The 305-nt window shown below is 70.5% G+C and carries 1 pseudogene; it reads right to left on the reverse strand.

The features are described 5' to 3' along the window. Positions 1 to 305 (reverse strand): annotated as a pseudogene (locus tag AOK17_RS52435) (sugar phosphate isomerase/epimerase and 4-hydroxyphenylpyruvate domain-containing protein); the annotation flags it as partial.

Consider the following 305-nt stretch of genomic DNA (forward strand, 5'->3'; position numbering starts at 1 on the left):
GACGGCACGGCTGCGCAGCAGTCCGTACGGGTCGGCGACGTCCACGCTCTCCTGCGCGCCGAGCCCGAGGACGCTGTGGTGGAAGAGGGCCGCCTCGTCGAACTGGTGCCAGGGCTGGGTGAGGGCCAGATGGTCGATGCGGTGTATGCCCCCGGCGACGGGCGAATTGGGCGATGCGGGCGACTCGTGCGCGGCAAGCGACTCGTGCACCACGGGCGGCTTGTGCGCGATGGGCTCGAAGTCACCGGTCCAGCTGGGCAGTTCGGGTCGGTCCGTGGCGCAGAAGAAGAGTTCCGTGCCGTCGG

The organism is Streptomyces phaeochromogenes, assembly GCF_001418655.1.
Taxonomy (GTDB): Bacteria; Actinomycetota; Actinomycetes; order Streptomycetales; family Streptomycetaceae; genus Streptomyces; species Streptomyces phaeochromogenes.